The following is a 17,788-nucleotide window of genomic DNA, read 5'->3' as shown; positions in this document are numbered from 1 at the left end:
TGGTGACTCAAAACGATCCGTATAGGCCTTGTGAAATCATTGCTGCCTCTTAGGTTTTGAGTCACCCTTGTTTTTTTATTCTTTATTTTCCTTCATTTCCTTTTCTATCAATGTCGGGATTGGATCAATCGTAACCGCATCCTCTTTTTTTACTGCGATAGAAAAAGTGTATGTGAACACCAGTCCCATCAACAATAATATCAATAAAAATCCTACAGTAATCAGCAAGCCAACTCCCATTCTATCAGCCTCCTTTACCACCACAATATGCTGATAATGAGAAAAACTTGCTTCTTTGAAGAAACAGTAGGTATAAATTTGGATATCTACATTCCTTTTCATAAATTTCTATGTTAATATTTAGAGATGCGAAATAATTTCTATAACAAGGAGGGGATCCATTTGTCTGTTATACAAAAAGAACCATTATGGACAAAGTCGTTTATTATGCTAATGGTTGGAAACTTGTTTGTGTTCATGTCTTTTCAAATGTTGATCCCGACGATGCCTCCTTATATTCAATCAATTGGAGCTTCAGGCTTTGAAATTGGATTAGTAACAGCTTTATTTTCGATTGGTGCCATTTTAATCAGACCTTTTATTGGGTATTTGCTTGAATATAAAACGAGAAAGCCGCTTGTATTAGTCGGGGCAGCAGCGCTTCTGTTCATTACGATGCTATATCCAATTTCTAAACTAGTTCTTGTCTTTTTGCTTTTTCGATTTATTCATGGCTTAGCATGGGGCTGGTCGACAACAGTAAACGGAACAGCTGCGGTGGATGTCATTCCTAATTCCAGGCTTGGAGAAGGAATGGGTTATTTCGGGCTTTCTGTGACAATTGGGATGATCATTGCCCCAAGTCTTGGAATTTTCCTATTCCAAGCTACTTCCTTTACAAACCTGATTCTATTATCCGCTGCATTAGGAGTCATTGCTCTAATATTGCTGGCAATCGTACAATATCAAACACCTAATTCGGTAAAAAATGTAAAAAAAGAAGAGTTAACGTTTTCTCTAAAGGACTCTCTTATTGAAAAAACGAGTTGGTTTCCAGCATTTATCACATTTATGACTTCTTTTGGATATGGATCGATTGTCACATTTATTGTCATTTTCGGAGAAGAAAGAGGCATCGATCAAATTTTTCTTTTCTACTTACTTAATGCGATTTTAGCGACATGTTCTCGACCAGTTGCAGGGAAATGGTTTGATAACCATGGACCAAAAGGGATTGTGCTGTTTTGTTCGTTTCTTACGTTTTTGGCGATGTGGGTGCTTTCTTTTGCCCACTCTAGCTTAATGGTAGCCATCGCTGGTTCTCTTTTTGGTATTGGGTTTGGTTGTTTAATTCCAACTCTTCAGTCCTGGGCTCTGTCTATGACGCCTGCAAATCGTCGTGGAGTTACGAACGGTATGATTTTTTCTTCTATTGATTTAGGAATCGGATTAAGCGGAATTGTGTTTGGAGCGGTTGCATCATTTTTTGACATTGAGACGATTTTCCAGATTTCAAGCGTATTTCTCATTTCGGCTCTCCCTCTTACTGTACTGTATGGAAAAAAGAAAGTGGTTAGAGAACAGCAAACGATTTCGTCCTAGTCTGTTTTTCAAAACGTATACATTAAAAATTCAACAATAGCGTAACCCTAAGCCTCCTGATCTCGTCAATGAGAGAAAGGTGGCTTTTTCCTTTTCAAATGGTTCGTTGGATAAACGTGTTCACGAATGAAGGAATGGTACGATGGAGGGATGATATGAAGAAAATCATGATTAGTATTTTTGTTCTTTGTGTCTTGGGAGGTCTAGTAGGGATTTATTTTTCTGCTCAGCCTAAGATGGTTGGAGCGTGGAGTCATAAGGCAGAGGACAATGTCGTTTTGCCAAAAGGAATCATAAAGGTTCCCTTTTCAAAGGAGCTGAATCCGGACTCTCTTGATGATAATCTTACAGTCACGAATGAAAATGGGGAGAAGGTGAACGTTTCTGTTTCCTTAAGCTCTGATAAAAAGATGGTTCTCATCGCTCCTCCAGAAGAAGGGTACGATTCTAGCTCTGCTTTTTATAAGGTTCATTTCAAAAAAGGTATTTCTTCGATTAATGGACGATCTTTGGCTACAGACCGTACGATCTTGTTTACTGTAAGAGAAACGCTGCCGATTGTTGAGACAAAAGAGAAACTAGATCAATATTTTGTGAAAATTATGAAGGAGCAAGAAAGATCCAAAGGTTTTTTTAGCTTTGTGCGTAATGATAGGAAGAGTGAAGAGAAAGCGAATTCGTCCGATTCAGGCGGTGCACCTTCCCATTCAGAAACGAATGTCCAGGTCGCAGGAATTGATGAAGGAGATCGAGTAAAAACAAACGGTAAACATATTTTTCAAATCGCAGAAAACAGAGTTAACATTATTAAGGCTGATTCCCCTAGCAGTATGAAGCTTGATGCTGTCATCTCTTATGACCATTTGTTTTCACCACTGGAGATTTATGTTCATAAAGACTTACTCATTGTTCTTGGACAAAGCTATAAAGAAAATGCTATTGTGAAAGACTCTATGGAAAAGAAAGATCAAATTCTTCCATATCGTCCTCTACAATCTACTACTAAGGTGATTGTGTACAATTTGAAAAATCCTACTCAGCCAAAGAACGTACGTGAAATAGAAGTGGAGGGTTATTTGTTATCCTCCCGGAAAATGGACGGGAAGCTGTTTTTCATTTCTCAACATTACCCGGATCTGTGGATTTTAAAAGAAGAAAAGGATGTTGATTTACGCCCTCTCTTTTCTGATTCCGAAGAAACGAGCGAGCTTCAACACGTTGACTACAAAAGAATCCAATATATGCCGAATTCAAAAGAAGCAAATTTTTCTCTTATCACATCCGTTAACCTAGAGAACCTAAAGCAAAAAGCCAATATCGAGACCTTCTTAGGAAGCGGTCAGCAAGTGTATATGTCTAAAGATCACTTATACTTTGCTGTGCCAGTCTATCATGAAACAAAGGATGTCTCTCTAACCCGCGGTGCTTTTGATCCTTCACCTGATACAACGATCTATAAATTTTCAGTAAAAGGGTTGAAAGTGGAATACAAGGCATCAGCAGACGTCTCTGGAACTGTTCTTAATCAGTTTTCAATGGATGAGCATAACGGATTTTTCCGAGTTGCAACAACTAAAGGAAATACATGGGACGATAAGAGTCCTTCATCTAATCAGCTTTATATATTAGATGAGAATTTGATCCAAGTCGGTAAGCTCGATCATTTAGCAAGAGGAGAAAGGATTTATTCTGCCCGTTTTATGAACGATCGTATTTATCTTGTAACCTTTAAAGAGGTGGACCCTCTGTTTGTCATTGATGCTAAAAATCCAAGAGAACCTAAGGTACTTGGTGAGCTCAAAATTCCGGGCTTCAGCAATTATTTGCACCCCTTTGACGAAAACCATCTCATCGGATTTGGCCATGATACAAAAATTGTAGCTTCCAAAGAGTCGAACGAACCAAGGGTTCTGACGAATGGTGTGAAGCTCTCGTTTTTTGATGTGCGTGATGTTTCGAATCCTAAAGAGAAATTTTCGGAAATAATTGGGGGAAGAGGAACATATTCACCTCTTCATTACGACCATAAGGCGCTTTTATGGGATAAAAGGAAAGGGATGTTTGGTTTTCCGATTTCAGTCTATCATGATGTAGAAGGGAAGGAATTTGAACAAGTGTTTGAGTTTCAAGGTGCTTACGTGTACGAAGTAAATATGGAAAAGGGCTTTCAGTTGAAAAATAAGATTACCCATTACAATGGTAAAACTCCGTACGAAGAGTGGGAACATTCAATTGAGCGTCTTGTCTATATTCATGATTATTTGTATGCCTTATCACCTAATACCGTAACAGTGCATCATTTAACGACGAATGAAAAAATAGGCGAGCTATCTTTAAAGTAATCCTATAGAATAGGCAAAGAGGATGTCCTCCTTTCTACAGGCGGGCCATCCTCTCTTTTCATGTTCTATTTTGTTTCATACAAAGCTTTTTGTGTTGCCGGACCTGCGATTCCGTCAACTAGTAAAGACCGGGCCTGTTGAAATTGTCGGACTGCTTTTTCCGTTCCAGACCCAAATATGCCGTCAATTCCGTTTGTATTATATCCTATTGCTGTTAATGTAGTTTGGAGTTTTTTTACAGCTTCACCGCGACTTCCTCGCTTTAAGGTTTGAACGTTTGATTCTGGTTTAGAAGATACGGGTATGGCTGAACCCGTTACTTTAAACCCATTCGCTGTTGCAATGGAATGGAAGTCTAACTTTGATTTCATTATTTATCAAGACCTAAATTAAAAAATCCCTAAAAAACAAAGAAGAGTACATATTACACATGACTAATATGTTGTCTTCATTTTATTCCATTAAAGCGCCCGATTGCGGAAGATCGAAATATTTAAAAGTACTTTAAAAATTAATATTTAGCAACGCACCCGTTTGGTTCAATAAGCATCTTCCCTTAACTATATGCTTTTACCTCTATTTCTACATTTTTGCTTTGTTGAAGAAGTTTAGATTCTCCTGTACGTTCCCATTCTTCTACTGTTTCATAGGCTCTTTCGGGAGAATATCCTTTCCCTACAAGTACGCCCATTAGAATAAATTCTTGAAGAATGTGTAAGGCGTTTATTCCCCTTTTTAACATCCTGGGAATTTTCTAATATATAATGACGAAACATTAAGGATAAAACATCTTGGAGTTAGGAGTGTAGAGGACATGAATGAGGAACTTCAAAGGTTATTTAATAATCTAATTCAAATTGAACATGTATCAACGACTTTATATCTTGCCATGTCTGCATATTTGGGGAGATTGAACTAAACAGGTATGGCTCACTGGTTAAGATTGCAATCAGAAGAGGAAAGAACACACATGCTTACCTTAATTGATTTTGTTGTGGATCGGGATGGTACTGTCCAACTGAGCAGTCTCCCTGCTCAGCCTAGCGACTTTGGTACACCGCTAGAGACTTTTCAAAAAGTATTAGCTCATGAACAATTTGTTACAAATTCTTATCGTCAAGCCTATAACTACGCAATCAAACAGACCCACAGGCTGCTGTAATTATACAAGATTTTTTAAGAGAGCAAATCGATGAGGAAGCACAAGTCTACTACGTAATATAATTACTCTACAATATATGGCCCGATACACGAATAAGACGCAACGCGCCCGATTGTGGAAAACCAAAGAGTAACAAACACCCTATCAGATAAATTCATAAAACGGATTTTCTGGTTCATCTTTTTTTAAATCCACATTATATTTATCAAGAAAATTGATATGCTCCTATCCTAATAAATTTTTATTAGGACTTACATGTATGCCTTCACTTTCTCGCCAATCTGCGTAAAGTATACGCTTTACATTATCATATCCATTGGTAGTTAATTGGTTATCTAACCACTGTTTATCAAATCCAAGTTCATGTAAATTATCCCATAAAATTTCCCCATCTATAATTAACGATGTTGGGAGGTCTACTGGACTTTCTGGAAGATTGAGATCTTGCTTGTCTGGTTTTTGATACTTGGATTTTAATAATAAACTTATTTGCCCATTAGCTTCCAATATACCGTATTTGACTTCGCGAACTGAAAAGACATTATTTTGACGGAGTATACTCAATACTTGATTTACATCCAATTTGTTCTTTGTAAGTAACTTTCTGTCCATAACACCATCTCGAATGATGATGTTAGGATTGCCTAATAAGAGAGAACGTATCGATTTATTTTTTAGAGTCATAAACTCTATTCCCAACATAAGAAACGTCCACAATCCGATGGCATATAAAAAATGAAAAATCCCTACCTTATCTTCATAAATGTTATTTCCTAAAAAATCTCCAAGTACTAACACAAAAACTAAGTGAAACGGGGTTAACTGATAGATGGATGTTCTGCCTGTTATGATAATGATAAAAAATAAAGTTGCAAAACCAACGATGACTTTGATCGTCAGTAAACCAATATTAACTTCTTCCAAAGTTTTTTCCTCCAATTTAAATTTTACTTAGTTGTAAGATCTTGAGGTTTAGATAAAGAGGCTAGTTTTAATATTAAAGCTCGAGTTACAATTCCAACAATGATGTAATATATGAACGAATATCTGTATCTCCACTCTAAATAATTAACAAGTTTGACCCACTCGCAAAAGGGTTCACCTATAAAGGCATATGTTAGTGCCATAATGATCTGGGCTAAAATAAAAGATTTCCATGTTCTAAAATATTGATATAACAACATGTAAGCTACAGGTACCATTGAAAAATCAAAAGGAAAGGCCCTGGGAATAAAAGGTAGGAATGCAATGGGGTAATCCCAAAAACTGTATTGTGCACCAACTACATCTAATAAGGTTGTTGTCAAGATAATTATGGTACCATTTAACAGGTATAGAAAAAAATCCACTCCAACTAAAATTCCTCCTTAGTTTTTCCCTTAACATGTACAAACTATGTAGCAAGTATACGTTTGGAATACGAGGAATTGTTTAGATTGTCCTTTTCTCATGAGACACCTCAAATAATTTTGTAATTAGTTTGTTTTGTCACAGGAAATTTAATGTTGGAGATGTATCGAAAAACAAAAAAGGAGCATTCCTGTTAGAAGAATTTTCGGGGACTTGAACAAAAGAGCCCTCTTGGTATGATGCGGGGTGTCAAATCGTGGCGAAATGACCCCTAATTTGTTAACCAAGGAGGACACCATAATGGATTTTAAACAAAAGCAGAAAATAAATAAAGTCACCGAAAAAACACTTGTTGTGGGAGTCGACATTGCCAAGCGCACACATTATGCTTGTTTTGTTGATGATCGAGGGCGAGTGCTCCAAAAATCATTCTCAAAAGACGGACGGTTCAAAGTCGCAGCTAACTCTATCGGAGTAACAGAGGGACGTGAGATGGCCCGTATTGAAATCGCCACACTCGTCCGCCGTTACCACCAATTAGAGAAGGATATTGAAAGTATTACTCAACACTTAGTTGAGCTTGTAAAAACATCTGTAGAATACGAATGGCTATCAACGGTTCCAGGGCTTGGAGAAACAACGATTGTCGATTTATTAGCCGAAATCGGAAGCTTTTCACACTACGAAAATCCACGCCAACTAATTAAAAATATTTTTTTGACACCCCACCAACGGGTCAAACCGTTGATATATCAACATTTATAGAGGAAGGTTCGTTTTACGTTTCTTCCATTTAAACCCAAGATCTTACATTATTCTGCTGTAGCTGACTAAGTATATTCGATGTTAAAAAGACTCCAACAGGGGGCAAGATACCACTAATTACGGGATATCCGGTAAGAGCTCTATCGGTTGTAGCAATCCATGTTCCGTATTCGCCTGCTTGTAAAGAAGGAGGTTTCATAATAAGCCTCCCATTTAAAATAAAATGTCGAATTCTAATTTGGGGCTCATCAAATATCGCTAAGTTTCCAGAAAATGTGGCATAAGGTGTATCAAATCTTATTTGTTTGGTGTTTTCATCCCAAGATCCAGTAATTGGAATAGGTGTACCACGAAAATTAACCGTACCAATTACCCTGTTATCTGTAATAGAGTTAATGTTGAGTACGCCCCAAACGATTGGTTTACCAGCTATAGCAGCATGGATACCCCATAATGATGGGAATGGAATACTAACCATTGTTTGCTGTGCAGTTTGCAATACTAATCTCCCCCTAAATTTAAAGTTTATGTTCTGAAGAATAAAGGATTAGATATCTTATTTACTACCCTATATAAAGGATCAATCCAGTATATGCACCACAAGCTGAATATGTTTACTTTTAACGGTTAGAAGCTCATCCTTTCGTTGAAAAATGCAGATCATACAACAAATAGTTGTTTAGAATAAAAAATTATGTTACAAAAAAAATTCCTTTATCTTTTCTCTTTGGGTGAATTCTCTTTAAGCCATTGTTTTGTCGTTACGATAGATGACGGCGTACAACGCAGGCTTCATTGTTCTTATTTCTGTTACATTTTCCCAGGATTCTCCTTAATTAGATAAAGCCACTCAGATTTCTTATTCTGAAAAATAACGTCATTAGAAGAACCATGTTTTTTTTTCATTCATAGACGAATTTGCATATTTTTTTACTGTTTTGGTATCCACATCTAATTGCCTGGCAACTGATCTATAACTCCTTTTCTCATTATGAATTAAATTATTAGCAGTTATAATCCACAAATCACCAAATTGTTTAATCGTTCCAATTTTTTTGTAGGTTTTGGAAATGTCCGTTACTAATTGATACTTTCCATTCAGTTTGACTAAACAATCACAGCTGCTGAAATTGTCTCCGTTCCGACAAATAACCATAGAAGGCTCGCTATAATGATTGCCGTTACCCATTTTTTTAGCACGGTCTCCTCTCCCTCTCATAGATTTCACATTATTCTATGTGAGAGGGAAGATTGGTGATTTACAGTTTTTTAAAAATATTGAAGTAGGAAAAAACGAAGGCACCCATTTATAGGTGCCTTGTTTTTAACACGTTTTTTCATTATAAAGTTTTCGCTCCTACATAACGCGGTTTCCAATATGTGCTGTTCAAGTAATCGATTTTAACGCCTTTTGAAGAAGTTGCACTGATAAATTGACCATTTCCGATATAGATCCCGACGTGTGAAACACCTGAAGAAGTGGTTTGGAAGAATACCAAATCCCCAGCGGATGGGCTGCTTACTTTTAAGCCTACATTCGAATATTGGGTTGCAGCAGTGCGTGGCAGCGTGATGCCTTGGGAATTTTTAAATACGTAATAAATAAATCCGGAACAATCGAAACCAGAAGGGCTTGTTCCGCCCCACACATAAGGTGTTCCAATCAACTTTTTGGCGTAGCTAATAAGAGATGAGTTATTTACATAATAAACACCCAATGCGTTAAACGTTTTGCGGCCTGCAATTCCATCCGCAGTCAAGCCTTTTGCTTTTTGGAAACGTTTTACTGCGTCTGTCGTATGTATTCCGTAATAATTTGTAAAGGCTCCTGTATATGTGAAATATCCTTTTTCTTTTAACAGCATTTGCAGCTGTTTGACATCGTTATGTGACATTGTTGGACGAAGTGTTTGATCTCCTATGTTAGCACTCGCTTGGAAAGGTGAAAAAAGAATCGATGAAGCTAAAGCGACTGCAGAAGTTGTTGTAGTGATCCATTTTTTCATGTTGTTTTTATCCCCCTAGTTGTCTATGAATCTTTTTCTCTTGAATTATCCTACGATATTTTCGTAACATTTTTTGTTCAAACTTATTACAATTAAATTACAAATAATAGGAGGAAAGACACTTTAAAAAAATACGAAATTAGATGGTTTCGTTGTTTTTTTAGAGATTTTTTTAATGACTTTGCGGCTAATACGGTTTGTGAAAATGGGACGTTTTATTTTTCTGGAATAATAAATTTTCCTCGGGTGGATCATACAGGAATTTTATCCGCTATGTTGAAAGGTGCAAGAAAATTTCCATTGAATACGAACGTATATTCGGTTACTATTGTGGATAGGATATATATGCGAACATACATTCGTTTTGTAGGAGGAGAAAATATGGTGGATTACAGTAAGATGCCTCATCATCATATTTTGTGCGTGGATATGAAAAGCTTTTATGCCAGTTGTTCGGCTGTGATGATGGGAGAGGATCCACTAACTTCTTATATTGCCATTGTAGGGGACAAAGAAAGGAAGGGAAGTGTTGTACTTGCCGCATCTCCACTTTTGAAGAAGGAATTCGGCATAAAAACCGGCTCCCGAATGTTTGAAATTCCGGATGACCCCCGTATTCGCCTTGTTGAACCGAAAATGTCTACCTATTTGCGGATTTCGACTGAAATTACCCGACTGTTTCATCGTTACGTCCCAAAAGAAGCTATTCACACCTATAGCGTGGATGAAAGCTTTTTGAAGGTGGATGGAGCGATTCCGCTATGGGGAGATGCGAAAACGATTGCCCAAAAAATTAAAAACGAAATCGAAAGGGAATTTCAGCTTCCATGTGCCATTGGAATTGGACCAAACATGCTGTTGTCGAAGCTTTGTTTAGACCTTGAAGCCAAAAAAACCGGTATAGCTGAGTGGACGTATGATGATGTGAAAAAAAAACTTTGGCCGTTATCTCCACTAAGCGAGATGTGGGGAATTGGGAAACGTGTTCAAAAGACGTTAAACAGCATGGGGATTTTTTCCGTTGGTCAGCTGGCTAACTACAGCTTGGAGAAGCTTGAGGCGAAGTTTGGTATTATGGGAAATCAGCTTTATTATCATGCTTGGGGGATCGACCTTTCAGAAATTGGAGCACCGATTATGGAAGGGCAGATCAGCTTTGGAAAAAGTCAAATCTTGTTGCGAGACTATAAAGAAGAGCATGAAATCAAAAGCGTGATTTTGGAAATTTGTGAGGAAGTGGCAAGAAGGGCAAGAACACATAAAAAAGCAGGGCGGACGATCAGTCTTGGTATCGGCTACAGTCAGGATGAATTCGGCGGCGGATTTCTCCGCTCTCGTTCTGTGGATCAGCCGACGAACATTACGATGGATTTATATCGTGTTTGTCTCGAGCTGTTCCGTGAGAATTATGAAGGAAAAACAGTCCGGCAAATTTCTGTTTCTCTTTCTAATATAACGGATGATGTCCAAATGCAGCTTACTTTATTTGAGCCGAACAGGTGGAAAAAAAGAGAACTTGGATATACGGTAGACCGAATCCGTAGAAAGTTTGGCTCAAAAGCGCTACTCCGAGCTGTATCTTACACCGAAGCGGGAACAGCTGTCTATCGCAGCAAGCTCGTTGGCGGACATAAAGCATAGGGGTGTCGAGCAATGCCTCTTGGCTGCCACATTAATTCTTTAGCTTTCCAAGATAACAGTCGAGCAGGGACAAAAGGCGTAAAAAAGCAGGATCTGGTGGAATTATTGGAAAATTGATGGAATAAATCATCTAATTCTGGCGGGATTGTTGGAAAAATCCCCTGGAATTTATCGTCTAAGCTAGTTCAGCAGACAGGAGGGACCTAACGAATGATCAGAGACAGGGGTCGAATTAAATTTATATTAAATGTCAAGAAATTAATTTGATTTTCAATAGTGACAAGTGATTTTATATAATGTCCCACAAAATGTAATGGAAAAGCAGGTGTCTTGAGGTGATTCGTGACAGAGGCCGTATCAAATGGGTTTCAATGATGTTACCAGAACATGTAAAATTACTAAGGGAATACAATGAAAGTTTAGATAAAGTCGAAAAACCGGTTTTGGATGAACAAAAATATGAAGAATTTAATGAAGTTATCTGTAGGGCTATGGAAGAGAACATTACTCTACAATTCACTTATTATCAAAAAGGTGAAATGAAGAAACTTGTCGGCAATATTCATTACATTGATCAGCTAAAAAGAGAATTACGAATTGTTGATTACTTGACTAAAAAACATGTTTTAAAATTAGGAGATATTATTGAAATTGAGCAATACTAAGAAAACAGCATTAGAAATACAAACTTTAATAGGGGTAGCGTAAGGTCAGGAAATGCAGAAAGAAAATGCCAATAATTAAAAGCCCAATTTCTCAAATTCAATACCTAGAAATTGGGCTTTTTGTTACTCTACAATCGTGCTCTATAATGGAATAACTAAAACATGATCTCAATCTTAAAATCAATTAATTCTTCTTTCACTAAAGCACCCGTTAGTGGAATAAGTGAAATTCACAGTTAACTAAAAACAATGAAGTTTCACTCTGCCACTATAGGGCCATTTTCTGGAATAAGTATTTTTTCTATTTCCGCCAAAAAGTGGAACAGTCTGCTTTATCCTGAATATTAAATTCAATCATTTTCTCAAGCAATTCGTAATTTACCGGCTCATTCCACGGAATTCGAAACAAGCCTTTGGTAGCGCTGTAGCCAGCTTGGGCAATGTCATCGGCAAAGTGCGCAATGCCTACTTCTTCGGGTGAAACGCTCAAATGATGCTTCGCTGTGGAAAAGCCGATGATAAATGTGCCGTGATCGGAAAACATTGGCGTATTCCATTTGATTAGCGGTTCCAAATTTGGAAATTTATTAGCAACCCACACCAAAATTTCCTCTGTTCGGTCGCGGTGGTCGGGGTTATCGATACCTGCTAAATATTTGGCGAAAACCTCCATGTTGTTCCCTCCTAAAATAAAAATTATGTCGTTCAGGGAAGTTCCTCAAACCCATTCGTCGTTAAAACTTCTACGCTCACTTAATCTTCCTAATTCATAGTTATAAAATTCCGTTAATGGTCTAAAGGGCTTGTTGTTTGAATCAAAAACAAACATCACTTTTGGTCATCTAGCACTTTTTCCGCACGAACGCAGGAAGAAAATTTTCCTTTATGGGAAGCGTCGCAAAAAGGAAGTTTTTCCGAAAGCCCACAGCGGCATAATGAAAAAGTCGGCTTTGTCGGGAACACATTCCCTTCCGCATCAATGAGTTCAACTTCTCCGGTTATACGTAGCGGCCCGTTATCCATCACTTTAATCTGCACTTTTGACATAGGATGTCCTCCTTTGAATTCACAAAATTGTCACATTTATACTTTAATCCTACTAATAAGCCTATCCTTTTTCAACGGATTTCTTACCGTGCTACAATAAATGATGTACAGGAAAGGGGAATGATCCATAATGGAGATTACATGGACAGAAGCTGCATTGACAAAGCTTCAAGAAAAGCTTGGAGAGAAGAAAGGCTTTTTGAAGTTAAAATATGACACAGAGGATTGTGGCTGTGTAGTAAACGGAATTACGGCTCTTTGGCTTGTCGAAGAGCTGGAAGAGGATGATCAGAAAATCGCTACAAACGCCGGGGACGTGTATGTGGAAAAATCCAAAATGATCTTTTTAGACGATATAATGAAAATTGATTTTGTAAAGGAAGCGAACTGCTTTCAACTGAAAAGTCCGGGGGGCATCCTAAATCCGCGAATGAGTTTTTACGATAAAACGCACGGGTGAATACATTCAGTAGAAGATATTTACTCACTTCTTGAGGGCTGAGTGCGAACGTTTTTCGCTTTTCCCTATAGGGGCGTTTGAGAGAAACGCCCCTATAGGGAAAAGGTCTCAAGAAAATCATCAATAGCTTCCTCATATTCCTTCCTATTTTCATTAAAGGATTGTGCATGGGCTCCATTGACGGCAAGAAAAAGCTTTTTGTCTCCTGTTTTTTTCTCAAAAAGAGCCCTTGTCATGTTCGACAATATAAAATCATCTTTTTCACTATGAATAAAAAGAACGGGTTTTTGTATGTTTGAAATCACGGACTGTGGAGAAACATCCTTCATCCAGTAACCATCCCGCATCTTTAAGAAATATTTTCCGATTGGCAAGACGAGCCAAGATGGAATTTTGATTTCTTGCTTAATGCGATATTTCAGTTGTTCTGTAAAGTCAGAAAACGGACAATCAACAATATAGAAGGATGCAGCGTCATCAATGGTTCCTCCGTAGAGAATAGCCGTAACAGCTCCCATCGATTCACCGTGAATCCCGAATTTTACATCTTCTCCTTCACGTTTTTTCAATTCTTTAATAACAGCATCCAGATCCCATTTTTCATAATAACCATAAGAGCTTGTGCGACCACCGGAACCACCGTGGCGACGATGATCATATATAATAGAGTTAAACCCCCGCTCTATGAATAAGTTCATGTACTTAATGGAATTCCATTTATTCTCTGTAATACCGTGGCAAAAAATCACCCATTTTTTTGTGTTGTACGGGTGAATGAAGTAGCAATCAAGATCGTACCCAAATGGTGAAGCAACCATCACTTTGGTTTTTGGCAGCTTATAAAATTCTGTTTCATTGACTCGTTTGGCAGTAATTTCACGATTCCGAACAAACTCATCCTCTTTTTTTCTCATAAACATAAGTCGGTTTGTAAAATAAATACCGATTCCAACAACATAAGTAAACACACCAAAAAGAAGGACTAACCACTTTTTCATCATTTCACCCCATAAGTTAAAGCAACTATATGTTTAGTTTATCATCTTAGAAAAAGTTGTTATAATTTTTTGTTGGAAAAAATTTGTGGAAATAGCAGAGGAAATAATAAACCAATGGTAAAATAATATGGGAAAAACAGAGACTGAATCAGCATGAGGACTATTTTAAACTAGTGTGGGATGAAACAAGTCGCATAAAGATTGATATTGAATATGTAAGCAAAAAAAACAGAAAAACATGATGCAGAAATGGAATCGTAAAGGATTCTTTACCCCAAAATTTTCTGCCTCTATAACCTTCTCCAAAAATAAATTGGCTCTATTTTTCTAAATTGTATGAAAGAAATTAGTCATCTCAGCTTGATAATAGATGAATAAAAATTAGGATATTGTTATCAAACTGAGATGAAACGAATCGCAAATAAGAGTGCGCAATTATTGTTCACTGTTTTGCCTTTTTGTAGGATGGATGGCTTTTTCAAGCTCCTCAGCTGCCATTACGTTATTCCCACGATCGTTATTTGGCTTGCCTTTTTGACTATATCCTTTATCCCTTTTGCTCATGCTAACCCCCCTTTTTCAATAGCTTCATTATTAATTTGGGTAAAAAACAAGAAAGTATACTAATGCCTAAGAAGAATAGAGCGGTTCGTGCTATAATGTGGAAGGATAGGAGGAACGTGTAACATGAAGAAAAAAGGTAAGAAAAATCCAACCCAAACACCGAAAAAAGAAGAAAAACTTACGCTAGGAGATATGCTAAACCAGGAGCTTCTTACTCAACTTCGTGAAAAGCAACAGGAATTGACAAAGGTAGAGCTTCTAAAAAAAGAAGAAGAGGAAAGACGAAGAAAAGAAGAGTTGAAAAAGAAAGAAAAAAATAAAACGTTTGAAGAGCTTCTGAACGAAAGTGAAATGGACTGGCGAAGTTATAAAGACTAAATCCTATAAATGATAAGAAAAAAGCAAGGCACCATAAATGTTTTTTTATCGCCTTGCTTTCTTGTTAATCATTAAATCCTATGGTGTTCATATTTGTTAAGCTTGGTTAGGGATTTTATCAGTTCCACTTCTTCGTCAGTTAATCTTTCTCCTCGAACAGCTTGAGCATTTTCCTTTACCTGTTTAACAGAGCTTGCTCCTGGTATAACAGCTCCAACGACGTCGTGCGATAAAATATATTGGAGGGCGATCTCATTCATACTTCGGGTTGAAAAGATCTCACGAAGTTTATGTAATGTATCTTCAAGCTCACGAAAAGAATAATCTAAATAGCCTTTTTCTTTAACAGAAGCTGAAGCTTTTTCAAGCATTTTTTCACTTAAAAGCCCTTTAGCAACAGGACCGCGGGCAATCATGCTGATGTTATTTTCTTTCAAAATAGTCATCCATTCTTCCGGTCTTCTGTCCAAGATACTGTACTGCATCATAACGGTTTGAATATTGGACTTTCGTGCGAAAGAATCAATGACATTTGGTCGAATGGAAGAAATGCCGTAATAACGGATGTAACCTTCCTTAACTAACTGTTCAAAAGCCTCTACCACTTCTTCATGGTTGTCTTCCATCGTACCGCCATGTAGCTGGTACAAATCAATATAATCTGTACCAAGCCTGTGAAGACTATCTTTCACCGCAGAAAGGATGTAGCTTTTGGACGCATCCCAACTCCAAGCATCCTTGTTTTCGTTCCATTTGTTCCCGACTTTAGTGGCGATGATAACAGAATCGCGATACGGCTTAAGAGCTTTTCCGACAATCCTTTCATTCATGCCATAGTCATAAAGATCGGCAGTATCGAAATAATTAATTCCTTCATCAAGAGCAGCGGAAATAATATGTAACGCTTCCTTTTCATCTGTTCCGATTGACATCGCACCAAGACCCATTTCGGTCACATACAGCTCGGATTTTCCTAATCTTCTTTTTTTCATTCATCTATCACTCCTTCAAAGTGGCTTGTCCAAAAACATTTAGCTATATTGTACCGAAAGAGTGGAGAAAAAAATAAAGATATGCCTCAGTTATTTCACAATTTTTAGATGCGCATGATTCTGTTTATGATTCACCCAGTCTTTTACATAATAAAATTCTCTATTGTATTCCTTCAACTTTGCTTTGATTTCCCAAGCCTTGCCGCACAATACGATCCCATTATCCATCATATAAATTTTCATCAGACAACCCCCAATTCGATTATGGTAAAATGTATGAGCAGAGTGTCTGTCAATAGAACAGGGAGTGACAAAAATGAAAAAATTCGAAGAAAAAACCATTTCCTCTGAAACCATTTTCACAGGCAAGGTCATTAGCCTGCAGGTAGATGAAGTGGAACTTCCGGATGGAAAAAAAAGCAAGCGTGAGCTCATTAAACATCCGGGGGCGGTTGCGATTCTAGCCTTGACACCAGAAAACAAAATCGTCATGGTTGAGCAATATAGAAAAGCGATGGAAAGAAGTCTAGTAGAAATTCCGGCAGGTAAGCTAGAAAAAGGGGAAGAGCCAATTGTAACAGCCTCAAGGGAATTGGAGGAAGAAACTGGTTATGTGTGCGAAAAAATGGAGCACATCATTTCCTTTTACACCTCTCCAGGCTTTGCAGATGAACTGGTACATCTTTACTTCGCTCATGGATTGAAGAAAAAAGAAAATGCGGCTGCTTGCGATGAGGATGAATTCGTAGAAGTGATCGAATTGACTTTAGAGGAAGCACTGGAATTTATAAAAGAAAAAAGAATTTATGATGCAAAAACGGCTTATGCTGTGCAATACTTACAATTGAAAAATATGATGGTCAAATAAATACATAAGGGGCTGTCCAATAAGTCGATTTTCGGCTTTTGGATGCCCCCTTTTTATGTTCAAGAATATTAATATATCAACATTCTTGATTTTCCATTTTTAATGAAGTTGCCCTTTTCGGACAGCCCCTTATAGGCAAAGGGAAGAGATTTCTTTAAAATATTTCCTTTATAAATGAAAAGGCTTTGAACAGGACGAAAAGCCAGCTTTATTAAAACTGTCATAAAAGACAAGCTCACACATAAAATCTAGTAAGCAGCAAATGGGAGGAAAAGTAGATGAAGAGACATTCGCACTTACAAATCGTTGCACAAAACCATTTCCGTGAGCATTCCTCGTTATATGCGTTTGTTATTGTCCTGTTTTTAATGGGAGTCATTTTTGGGGCTGTGATCGTAAATAGCTTAAGCTTTACTCAAAAGGAAGATCTCTTTTATTATCTGTCTCATTTTTTTACTCAGGTAGCAGAAGGTAAAATCTCTTCCTCATATGATATGTTTATACAAAGTGTGATGCACAATATAAAGTACACAGGGATCATATGGATATTAGGAGTATCAATTATTGGACTGCCCATTATTCTGATTCTATTATTTTTAAAAGGTATGGTAGTAGGCTTTACTGTAGGATTTTTAGTGAACCAAATGGGGTGGGATGGCTTCGGTATGGCCTTTGTTTCGATTCTGCCGCAAAATATTATCATCGTACCTGTATTCATTTTCATTACCACACTATCCTTGGCCTTAAGCATTAAAATGATACGCAGGGTATTTTTAAAGCAAATTCGTGAACCGTTAAAGCCGGTAATCTTTAAATATGTTTTTTCGTTTGTACTTTGTATGTTGTTTCTTGTAGGAGCTGGAGCAATTGAAGCATATTTTTCACCCGTAGTAATGAAAACTATTATGAGTATACTGAACAGCTAGAATGCAAATTTATAATAATTAA

21 protein-coding genes and 3 pseudogenes are annotated in these 17,788 nt (G+C 37.4%); 10 read left to right on the top strand and 14 right to left on the bottom strand.

Annotated features, from left to right (window positions below; all coding sequences use genetic code 11):
- Window positions 1-75: 75 nt before the first annotated feature.
- Complete coding sequence (locus GD441_RS01100; protein ID WP_153122782.1) at window positions 76-240, bottom strand: hypothetical protein; 165 nt, start codon at window positions 238-240, stop codon at window positions 76-78.
- Window positions 241-366: 126 nt separating this feature from the next.
- Here GD441_RS01100 and GD441_RS01095 point away from each other — a divergent pair, with 126 nt between their 5' ends.
- Entirely contained in the window at window positions 367-1,602 is a 1,236-nt protein-coding gene (locus tag GD441_RS01095) for an MFS transporter (protein WP_153122780.1), read from the top strand.
- Window positions 1,603-1,757: 155 nt separating this feature from the next.
- Window positions 1,758-3,944, top strand: a complete 2,187-nt coding sequence (locus GD441_RS01090; protein ID WP_191992060.1) for a beta-propeller domain-containing protein — start codon at window positions 1,758-1,760, stop codon at window positions 3,942-3,944.
- A 65-nt stretch (window positions 3,945-4,009) separates the two neighbouring features.
- On the opposite strand, the gene GD441_RS01085 is transcribed toward GD441_RS01090, so the two are convergent.
- Entirely contained in the window at window positions 4,010-4,315 is a 306-nt protein-coding gene (locus tag GD441_RS01085) for a peptidoglycan-binding domain-containing protein (RefSeq protein WP_153122777.1), read from the bottom strand.
- Window positions 4,316-4,500: 185 nt separating this feature from the next.
- Window positions 4,501-4,683: pseudogene (locus tag GD441_RS01080) on the bottom strand (hypothetical protein); the annotation flags it as partial.
- A gap of 75 nt (window positions 4,684-4,758) precedes the next feature.
- On the opposite strand from GD441_RS01080, the pseudogene GD441_RS01075 reads away from it, so the two are divergent.
- A pseudogene (locus GD441_RS01075) lies at window positions 4,759-5,165 on the top strand (ferritin); the annotation flags it as partial.
- Between the two features lie 166 nt (window positions 5,166-5,331).
- On the opposite strand, the gene GD441_RS01070 reads toward GD441_RS01075, so the two are convergent.
- Both GD441_RS01070 and GD441_RS17580 read right to left on the bottom strand, forming a co-directional pair.
- Window positions 5,332-6,030 (bottom strand): DUF421 domain-containing protein, encoded by a 699-nt coding sequence (locus GD441_RS01070; protein ID WP_153122775.1) that lies wholly within the window; start codon window positions 6,028-6,030, stop codon window positions 5,332-5,334.
- A 23-nt stretch (window positions 6,031-6,053) separates the two neighbouring features.
- Window positions 6,054-6,455: a CBO0543 family protein gene (locus GD441_RS17580; protein ID WP_338091682.1), complete on the bottom strand. Its 402-nt coding sequence runs from the start codon at window positions 6,453-6,455 to the stop codon at window positions 6,054-6,056.
- A 457-nt stretch (window positions 6,456-6,912) separates the two neighbouring features.
- Here GD441_RS17580 and GD441_RS17710 point away from each other — a divergent pair.
- Window positions 6,913-7,179, top strand: a pseudogene (locus GD441_RS17710) (transposase); the annotation flags it as partial.
- Window positions 7,180-7,249: 70 nt separating this feature from the next.
- Here GD441_RS17710 and GD441_RS01055 read toward each other — a convergent pair.
- The 3 genes from GD441_RS01055 to GD441_RS01045 form a co-directional block, all read right to left on the bottom strand.
- On the bottom strand, window positions 7,250-7,720 hold the full coding sequence (locus GD441_RS01055; RefSeq protein WP_153122773.1) for a hypothetical protein: 471 nt from the start codon (window positions 7,718-7,720) through the stop codon (window positions 7,250-7,252).
- Window positions 7,721-8,101: 381 nt separating this feature from the next.
- A complete protein-coding gene (locus GD441_RS17610; RefSeq protein WP_225434108.1) occupies window positions 8,102-8,293 on the bottom strand; it encodes a TnsD family Tn7-like transposition protein in 192 nt (63 codons plus the stop codon).
- 268 nt (window positions 8,294-8,561) lie between these two features.
- Complete coding sequence (locus GD441_RS01045) at window positions 8,562-9,227, bottom strand: C40 family peptidase (protein WP_153122771.1); 666 nt, start codon at window positions 9,225-9,227, stop codon at window positions 8,562-8,564.
- A gap of 381 nt (window positions 9,228-9,608) precedes the next feature.
- On the opposite strand from GD441_RS01045, the gene GD441_RS01040 reads away from it, so the two are divergent.
- Both GD441_RS01040 and GD441_RS01035 read left to right on the top strand, forming a co-directional pair.
- Complete coding sequence (locus GD441_RS01040) at window positions 9,609-10,868, top strand: Y-family DNA polymerase (protein ID WP_153122770.1); 1,260 nt, start codon at window positions 9,609-9,611, stop codon at window positions 10,866-10,868.
- Between the two features lie 335 nt (window positions 10,869-11,203).
- Window positions 11,204-11,533: a YolD-like family protein gene (locus GD441_RS01035; protein WP_119113740.1), complete on the top strand. Its 330-nt coding sequence runs from the start codon at window positions 11,204-11,206 to the stop codon at window positions 11,531-11,533.
- Window positions 11,534-11,834: 301 nt separating this feature from the next.
- Here GD441_RS01035 and GD441_RS01030 read toward each other — a convergent pair whose 3' ends face one another.
- Window positions 11,835-12,206 (bottom strand): iron chaperone, encoded by a 372-nt coding sequence (locus GD441_RS01030; protein ID WP_153122769.1) that lies wholly within the window; start codon window positions 12,204-12,206, stop codon window positions 11,835-11,837.
- Between the two features lie 155 nt (window positions 12,207-12,361).
- Window positions 12,362-12,580, bottom strand: coding sequence for a CDGSH iron-sulfur domain-containing protein (locus tag GD441_RS01025; RefSeq protein WP_153122768.1), 219 nt, complete (start codon window positions 12,578-12,580; stop codon window positions 12,362-12,364).
- Window positions 12,581-12,710: 130 nt separating this feature from the next.
- On the opposite strand from GD441_RS01025, the gene GD441_RS01020 reads away from it, so the two are divergent.
- Window positions 12,711-13,040 (top strand): iron-sulfur cluster biosynthesis family protein, encoded by a 330-nt coding sequence (locus tag GD441_RS01020; RefSeq protein ID WP_153122766.1) that lies wholly within the window; start codon window positions 12,711-12,713, stop codon window positions 13,038-13,040.
- A gap of 92 nt (window positions 13,041-13,132) precedes the next feature.
- Here the strand turns inward: GD441_RS01020 and GD441_RS01015 are convergent, their stop codons facing one another.
- Both GD441_RS01015 and GD441_RS17395 read right to left on the bottom strand, forming a co-directional pair.
- Entirely contained in the window at window positions 13,133-14,038 is a 906-nt protein-coding gene (locus tag GD441_RS01015; protein WP_153122765.1) for an alpha/beta hydrolase, read from the bottom strand.
- 435 nt (window positions 14,039-14,473) lie between these two features.
- Window positions 14,474-14,602 (bottom strand): hypothetical protein, encoded by a 129-nt coding sequence (locus GD441_RS17395; RefSeq protein WP_263862411.1) that lies wholly within the window; start codon window positions 14,600-14,602, stop codon window positions 14,474-14,476.
- Between the two features lie 123 nt (window positions 14,603-14,725).
- Between GD441_RS17395 and GD441_RS01010 the strand changes: the two genes are divergently transcribed.
- Window positions 14,726-14,980: a YqkE family protein gene (locus GD441_RS01010; protein WP_153122762.1), complete on the top strand. Its 255-nt coding sequence runs from the start codon at window positions 14,726-14,728 to the stop codon at window positions 14,978-14,980.
- A 71-nt stretch (window positions 14,981-15,051) separates the two neighbouring features.
- Here the strand turns inward: GD441_RS01010 and GD441_RS01005 are convergent, their stop codons facing one another.
- Window positions 15,052-15,972, bottom strand: a complete 921-nt coding sequence (locus tag GD441_RS01005) for an aldo/keto reductase (protein ID WP_153122760.1) — start codon at window positions 15,970-15,972, stop codon at window positions 15,052-15,054.
- Window positions 15,973-16,062: 90 nt separating this feature from the next.
- Window positions 16,063-16,215 carry a Z-ring formation inhibitor MciZ gene (gene mciZ / locus GD441_RS01000; protein ID WP_153122758.1) on the bottom strand — a complete coding sequence of 51 codons (153 nt, stop codon included), beginning with the start codon at window positions 16,213-16,215 and terminating at the stop codon, window positions 16,063-16,065.
- 73 nt (window positions 16,216-16,288) lie between these two features.
- Here mciZ and GD441_RS00995 point away from each other — a divergent pair, with 73 nt between their 5' ends.
- Window positions 16,289-16,840: an NUDIX domain-containing protein gene (locus GD441_RS00995; RefSeq protein ID WP_153122756.1), complete on the top strand. Its 552-nt coding sequence runs from the start codon at window positions 16,289-16,291 to the stop codon at window positions 16,838-16,840.
- 278 nt (window positions 16,841-17,118) lie between these two features.
- Window positions 17,119-17,766, top strand: a complete 648-nt coding sequence (gene spoIIM, locus GD441_RS00990) for a stage II sporulation protein M (protein ID WP_153122754.1) — start codon at window positions 17,119-17,121, stop codon at window positions 17,764-17,766.
- The last annotated feature ends 22 nt before the right edge of the window (window positions 17,767-17,788 follow it).

Source organism: Peribacillus tepidiphilus, from assembly GCF_009466385.1.
Classification (GTDB): Bacteria; Bacillota; Bacilli; order Bacillales; family DSM-1321; genus Bacillus_BN; species Bacillus_BN tepidiphilus.
Note: the sequence above shows the minus strand (reverse complement) of the source record. Positions and strands in the feature narration are given on the sequence as shown.

Excerpts from the sequence above, each read along its gene's own strand:
- GD441_RS01100 (WP_153122782.1), bottom strand. The coding sequence starts at position 240 with ATGGGAGTTGGCTTGCTGATTACTGTAGGATTTTTATTGATATTATTG.
- GD441_RS01095 (WP_153122780.1), top strand. The coding sequence starts at position 367 with ATGCGAAATAATTTCTATAACAAGGAGGGGATCCATTTGTCTGTTATA.
- GD441_RS01090 (WP_191992060.1), top strand. The coding sequence starts at position 1,758 with ATGAAGAAAATCATGATTAGTATTTTTGTTCTTTGTGTCTTGGGAGGT.
- GD441_RS01085 (WP_153122777.1), bottom strand. The coding sequence starts at position 4,315 with ATGAAATCAAAGTTAGACTTCCATTCCATTGCAACAGCGAATGGGTTT.
- GD441_RS01045 (WP_153122771.1), bottom strand. The coding sequence starts at position 9,227 with ATGAAAAAATGGATCACTACAACAACTTCTGCAGTCGCTTTAGCTTCA.
- GD441_RS01040 (WP_153122770.1), top strand. The coding sequence starts at position 9,609 with ATGGTGGATTACAGTAAGATGCCTCATCATCATATTTTGTGCGTGGAT.
- GD441_RS01030 (WP_153122769.1), bottom strand. The coding sequence starts at position 12,206 with ATGGAGGTTTTCGCCAAATATTTAGCAGGTATCGATAACCCCGACCAC.
- GD441_RS01025 (WP_153122768.1), bottom strand. The coding sequence starts at position 12,580 with ATGTCAAAAGTGCAGATTAAAGTGATGGATAACGGGCCGCTACGTATA.
- GD441_RS01020 (WP_153122766.1), top strand. The coding sequence starts at position 12,711 with ATGGAGATTACATGGACAGAAGCTGCATTGACAAAGCTTCAAGAAAAG.
- GD441_RS01015 (WP_153122765.1), bottom strand. The coding sequence starts at position 14,038 with ATGAAAAAGTGGTTAGTCCTTCTTTTTGGTGTGTTTACTTATGTTGTT.
- GD441_RS17395 (WP_263862411.1), bottom strand. The coding sequence starts at position 14,602 with ATGAGCAAAAGGGATAAAGGATATAGTCAAAAAGGCAAGCCAAATAAC.
- GD441_RS01010 (WP_153122762.1), top strand. The coding sequence starts at position 14,726 with ATGAAGAAAAAAGGTAAGAAAAATCCAACCCAAACACCGAAAAAAGAA.
- GD441_RS01005 (WP_153122760.1), bottom strand. The coding sequence starts at position 15,972 with ATGAAAAAAAGAAGATTAGGAAAATCCGAGCTGTATGTGACCGAAATG.
- mciZ (WP_153122758.1), bottom strand. The coding sequence starts at position 16,215 with ATGAAAATTTATATGATGGATAATGGGATCGTATTGTGCGGCAAGGCT.
- GD441_RS00995 (WP_153122756.1), top strand. The coding sequence starts at position 16,289 with ATGAAAAAATTCGAAGAAAAAACCATTTCCTCTGAAACCATTTTCACA.
- spoIIM (WP_153122754.1), top strand. The coding sequence starts at position 17,119 with ATGAAGAGACATTCGCACTTACAAATCGTTGCACAAAACCATTTCCGT.